We start from the raw sequence: 4,903 nt of genomic DNA, 5'->3' as shown, positions 1-4,903 counted from the left end.
CTTGGTTCGGCCCCGTTGTGACGGCCTGATCTGGCCCCGCGTGCGACTTGCCGGGGTGTTGACGGTCTGAACTGGCCCCACCCCTTCACGCTGGTCCCCATCACTGGGAACCAGTCGCGAGGGCAAGGGAGCCAAGATGGGATCACGAGTGCAGCTGTACGCCGACATCCGCCACGACGCGCGAGTCGATGGCCTGTCCATCCGCGAGCTCGCCCGCAAACACGGAGTCCACCGCCGCACCGTCCGCCAGGCACTCGCCGCAGCCGAACCCCCACCCCGCAAGAAACCGGTCCGCACAGCACCGCGCCTGGACCCGTACAAGCCGGCGATCGACGAGATGCTCACCTATGACCTGACCGCGCCGCGCAAGCAGCGCCATACCGCGACCAGGATCCTGGCCCGGCTGCGCGACGAGCACGGCGCCACCAACCTGTCCTACTCCACGGTGCGGGACTACGTCCGGGTCAGGCGCGCGCAGATCGATCTGGAGGCCGGGCGCCGGGTGGAGGCGATGGTGCCGCAGGACCACGCCCCCGGCGCGGAGGCCGAGGTCGACTTCGGCGAGGTCTACGTCATCCTGGACGGCGTCAAGACCAAGTGCCACATGTTCGTCTACCGCCTGTCCCACTCCGGCAAGGCCATCCACCGCGTCTACCCGACCGGCGGACAGGAGGCCTTCCTCGAAGGACACATCGAGGCCTTCCACGCCCTGGGCGGCATCCCCACCCGCCACATCCGCTACGACAACCTCACCTCCGCCGTCGTCCAGGTCATCCACGGCGGCGACCGGCTACGCGACGAGAACGAACGCTGGGTGCTGTTCCGCTCCCACTACGGCTTCGACGCGTTCTACTGCCAGCCCGGCATCGACGGCGCCCACGAGAAAGGCGGCGTCGAGGGCGAGGTCGGATGGTTCCGCCGCAACCACCTCACCCCCATGCCCGAAGTCGCCACCCTGGACGAACTCAACGACAAGATCCGCGCCTGGGAGCACGACGACAACACCCGCCGCATCACCGGCCACGCCAACACGATCGGGCAGGACCACCACGCCGAACTGCCCCACCTGGCACCGTTGCCGGCCGACGACTTCGACCCCGGCCTGATCCTCCACCCCCGCGTCGACCGCTCCGCCCTGATCACCGTCCGCATGGTCAAGTACTCCGTCCCCGCACACCTCATCGGCCAACGCGTCCGCGTGTCCCTGCGGGCCTCGTGCGTGGTCGTGTTCGAGGGCCGCACCGTCCTCGCCACCCACCCTCGCCTCGGCACCCGTGGCGTGACCCGGGTCGAGCTGGACCACTACCTCGAAGTGCTGCGGCACAAGCCCGGCGCGTTCCCCGGCTCCACCGCCCTCGCGCAGGCCCGCGCCGCCGGAGCATTCACCGCGGCCCACGACGCGTTCTGGGCCGCGGCCCGCAAGACCAGCGGCGACGTGGCCGGGACCCAAGCGTTGATCGACGTGCTCCTGCTCCACCGATCCCTCCCGTCCGACGCGGTGATCGCCGGCATCACCTCGGCCCTGTCGGTGGGCGCGATCAGCCCCGACGTCGTCGCCGTCGAAGCCCGCCGCCATGCCACCACCCACACACCCGCCCCAGCCAGCCAGACCAGGGGCGGGACGGTCGTGAACCTGCCACCCCGACGCCCCACCAACCCGCACCAGGTCATCGCGCACCTGCCCGAAGACACCCGGCCCCTGCCCACCGTCACCGCCTACGACGAACTCCTGTGCCGACGCCAACCCGATCCCGCCCCGGCCCCCGCCGAGACTCACCACCACACCCCGACAGGAACCCCATGACCACCACCAGCACCAGCCGTCCCGAGAGCCTTCGCCGTCGTCAGGGCCTCACCGAGCAAGCCGCGCAGGCCGCGATCGACCAAGCCTGCCGCCGGCTTCGGCTGCCCACGATCCGCGCCGTCGTCGACGACGCCGTGACGGCCGCCACCAAGGAACAACTCACCTACCAGGGCTTCCTCGCCGAACTCCTCCTGGCCGAGGTCGACGACCGCGACCGCCGCTCCACCCTGCGTCGCATCAAGAGCGCCGGCTTCCCCCGCGAGAAATGGCTCGCCGACTTCGACTTCACCGCGAACCCCAACATCAACCCGGCCACCATCAACGAGCTCGCCACCGGCGACTGGATCCGCCGCGGCGACCCGCTGTGCCTGATCGGGGGCTCCGGCACCGGCAAGTCCCACCTGCTCATCGCGCTCGGCACCGCCGCCGCCGAGCAGGGCTACCGCGTCCGATACACCCTCGCCACCCGGCTCGTGAACGAGCTCGTCGAAGCCGCCGACGAGAAACAACTCACCAAGACCATCAACCGCTACGGCCGCGTCGACCTCCTCGTGATTGACGAGCTCGGCTACCTGGAACTCGACCGGCGAGGCGCCGAACTGCTGTTCCAGGTCCTCACCGAACGAGAGGAGAAGAACGCCATCGCGATCGCCTCCAACCAGTCCTTCTCCGCCTGGACCGACACCTTCACCGACCCCCGCCTGTGCGCAGCAATCGTCGACCGCCTCACCTACAACGCCACCATCATCGAAACCGGCACAAACTCCTACCGCCTCGCCCACACCCGAGCCCGGGCATCTGTGATGGGGTGAACAACGACCGGCTGGGCTCTTGGGGTCAGCGGTGACGGCGCAACCGCAGCGAGTTGGTGATCACGCTGACCGAACTGAGGGCCATGGCGGCGGCCGCGATGACGGGCGACAGCAGCCAGCCAAAGGCCGGGTAGAGGGCGCCGGCGGCCAGCGGGATACCGACCACGTTGTACACGAACGCGAAGACCAGGTTCTGGCGGATGTTGCGCATCGTGTCGACCGACAGGTCGCGGGCCTTGACCAGGGCGGCCAGGTCACCGCCGAGCAGGGTCACGTCGGCGCTCTCGATGGCCACGTCGGTGCCGGTGCCCATGGCCACACCCACGTCGGCCACGGCGAGGGCGGGGGCGTCGTTGACGCCGTCGCCGGCCATAACGACCGTGTGGCCCTGGGCCTGCAGGGCCTGCACGTGGCCGTGCTTCTGGTCGGGCAGGACGTCGGCGACGACCTGGTCGATGCGCAGCTCGTCGGCGATGGCCCGGGCGGTGGTGGCATTGTCGCCGGTGAGCATGACGACCTTCATCCCGCGCCGACGCAGGTCCTCGATCGCGCCGGCGGTGGTCGCCTTGAGCGGGTCGGCGATGGCCAGCACACTGGCGGGCCTGCCGTCGACGGCCACGACGATCGCGGTCGCGCCACGGCGACGGTAGGCCTCCACCACGGCGTCCAGGGCATGGGTGTCGACGTGCTGGCTGCCCAGGAAGGCGGGGCTGCCGACGAGCACGTGCTGACCGTCGACGGTGGCGCTGACACCGCCACCCGGGTGGGCGGCGAAATCGCTGGCCGCCGGCACCGTGCGTCCCGTCTGGCGGGCAGCATCGACCACCGCCCTGGCGAGGGGGTGTTCGGAGCCGGCCTCCACAGCCGCGGCGAGCAGCAGTGTCCGGGCATCCTCGTGGCCGTCGACGCCCTGCTGGTCGACCAGGCTGGGGCGGCCCTGGGTGAGGGTACCGGTCTTGTCGACGACGAGGGTGTCGACCTTCTGCAGTCGTTCGAGGGCCTCGGCGTTCTTGACCAGCACGCCCTCGCTGGCGCCGCGCCCGACCCCGACCATGATCGACATTGGCGTGGCCAGACCCAGCGCACACGGGCAGGCGATGATCAGCACGCTGACGGCGGCCACGATCGCGAACGGCAGCCGCGGCTGCGGCCCGATCGCCAGCCACAACCCGAAGGTGGCCAGGGCGACGGCGATCACGACCGGCACGAACACCGCCGAGATCTTGTCGACCAGTCCCTGGATCGGAGCACGGGACCGCTGCGCCTGGGAGACCAGGTCGACGATCCGGGCCAGGGTCGAGTCGGCGCCCAGGCCAGTGGCCTCCACCACCAGGCTGCCGCCCTGGATGATCGTGCCGCCGATGACCCGGTCACCGGGGCTCTTGTCGACCGGAACCGGCTCTCCGGTGATCATCGACTCGTCCACATACGCGTGACCATCGACCACGGTGCCGTCGGCCGGCACCTTCTCGCCCGGCCGCACCCGGCACCGATCGCCCAGCTGCAGCTCGGCGGCCGGCACGTCGGTCTCGGTGCCGTCGGCCCCGATGCGGTGCGCGGTGGCCGGTGACAGGTCGAGCAGGGTGCGGATCGCACCGGAGGTCTGGTCGCGGGCCCGCAGCTCGAGGACCTGGCCGAGCAGCACCAGGGTGATGATGACTGCCGCGGCCTCGAAGTAGGTGCCGACCCGGCCGTCCATCGCCCGCATCCCGGACGGGAACAACCCCGGCGCCAGCACCGCGACCACGCTGTACAGCCACGCGGCACCGACACCCAACGACACCAGGGTGAACATGTTCAGGTGACGGCTGACCACCGACTTCGCGCCGCGCACGAAGAACGGCCACCCAGCCCACCACACCACCGGCGTCGACAGGGCCAGCTCGAGCCACGGCGCGACGCTGCCGGGCAGCGCACGCCCCAGCACCATGGGAACCATCACCATCGCCACCAGCGGCACGCTCAGCACCGCCGCCACCCGGAACCGGCGACGCATGTCGACGAGCTCCTGGTTCGGGCCGTCGTCGAGCCCGGCCGAGACCCGCTCCAGCGCCATGCCACAGATCGGGCAGTCACCGGGGCCGTCGCTGCGGACCTCGGGGTGCATCGGGCAGGTCCAGTCCCCTGCAGCGACCGCACCGGCCACCACCGCCGGCTCGCCGGTGGGGTGCTGGTGGTCGTGGTGCTGTGCGGCCGGCGCGTCCCCACCGTCGGCGGGTTGCAGGAACATCCCGCACTTGGGGCAGCGTCCCGGGTGGTCGCTGGTCACCTCGGGGTGCATCGGGCA

At 70.7% G+C, this 4,903-nt stretch carries 3 protein-coding genes; 2 read left to right on the top strand and 1 reads right to left on the bottom strand.

Going from position 1 to position 4,903, the window contains the following annotated elements:
• The first annotated feature begins 136 nt into the window (after positions 1–136).
• Both istA and istB read left to right on the top strand, forming a co-directional pair.
• Entirely contained in the window at positions 137–1,804 is a 1,668-nt protein-coding gene (istA, locus tag RWR81_RS12330) for an IS21 family transposase (RefSeq protein WP_314458020.1), read from the top strand.
• Positions 1,801–2,616 (top strand): IS21-like element helper ATPase IstB, encoded by an 816-nt coding sequence (istB, locus tag RWR81_RS12325; RefSeq protein WP_008733391.1) that lies wholly within the window; start codon positions 1,801–1,803, stop codon positions 2,614–2,616. The genes istA and istB overlap by 4 nt, the downstream gene beginning before the upstream one ends.
• Before the next feature lie 25 nt (positions 2,617–2,641).
• On the opposite strand, the gene RWR81_RS12320 is transcribed toward istB, so the two are convergent.
• Positions 2,642–4,903 (bottom strand): copper-translocating P-type ATPase (locus RWR81_RS12320; RefSeq protein WP_314458019.1); only part of this gene is annotated, 2,262 nt, incomplete at its 5' end.

Origin of the sequence: uncultured Actinomyces sp., from assembly GCF_963526355.1 — a bacterium.
In the GTDB taxonomy this organism is placed as follows: domain Bacteria; phylum Actinomycetota; class Actinomycetes; order Actinomycetales; family Actinomycetaceae; genus Actinomyces.
The sequence above is the reverse complement of the archived record's forward strand: the minus strand, read 5'-3'. Positions and strand labels throughout refer to the sequence as shown.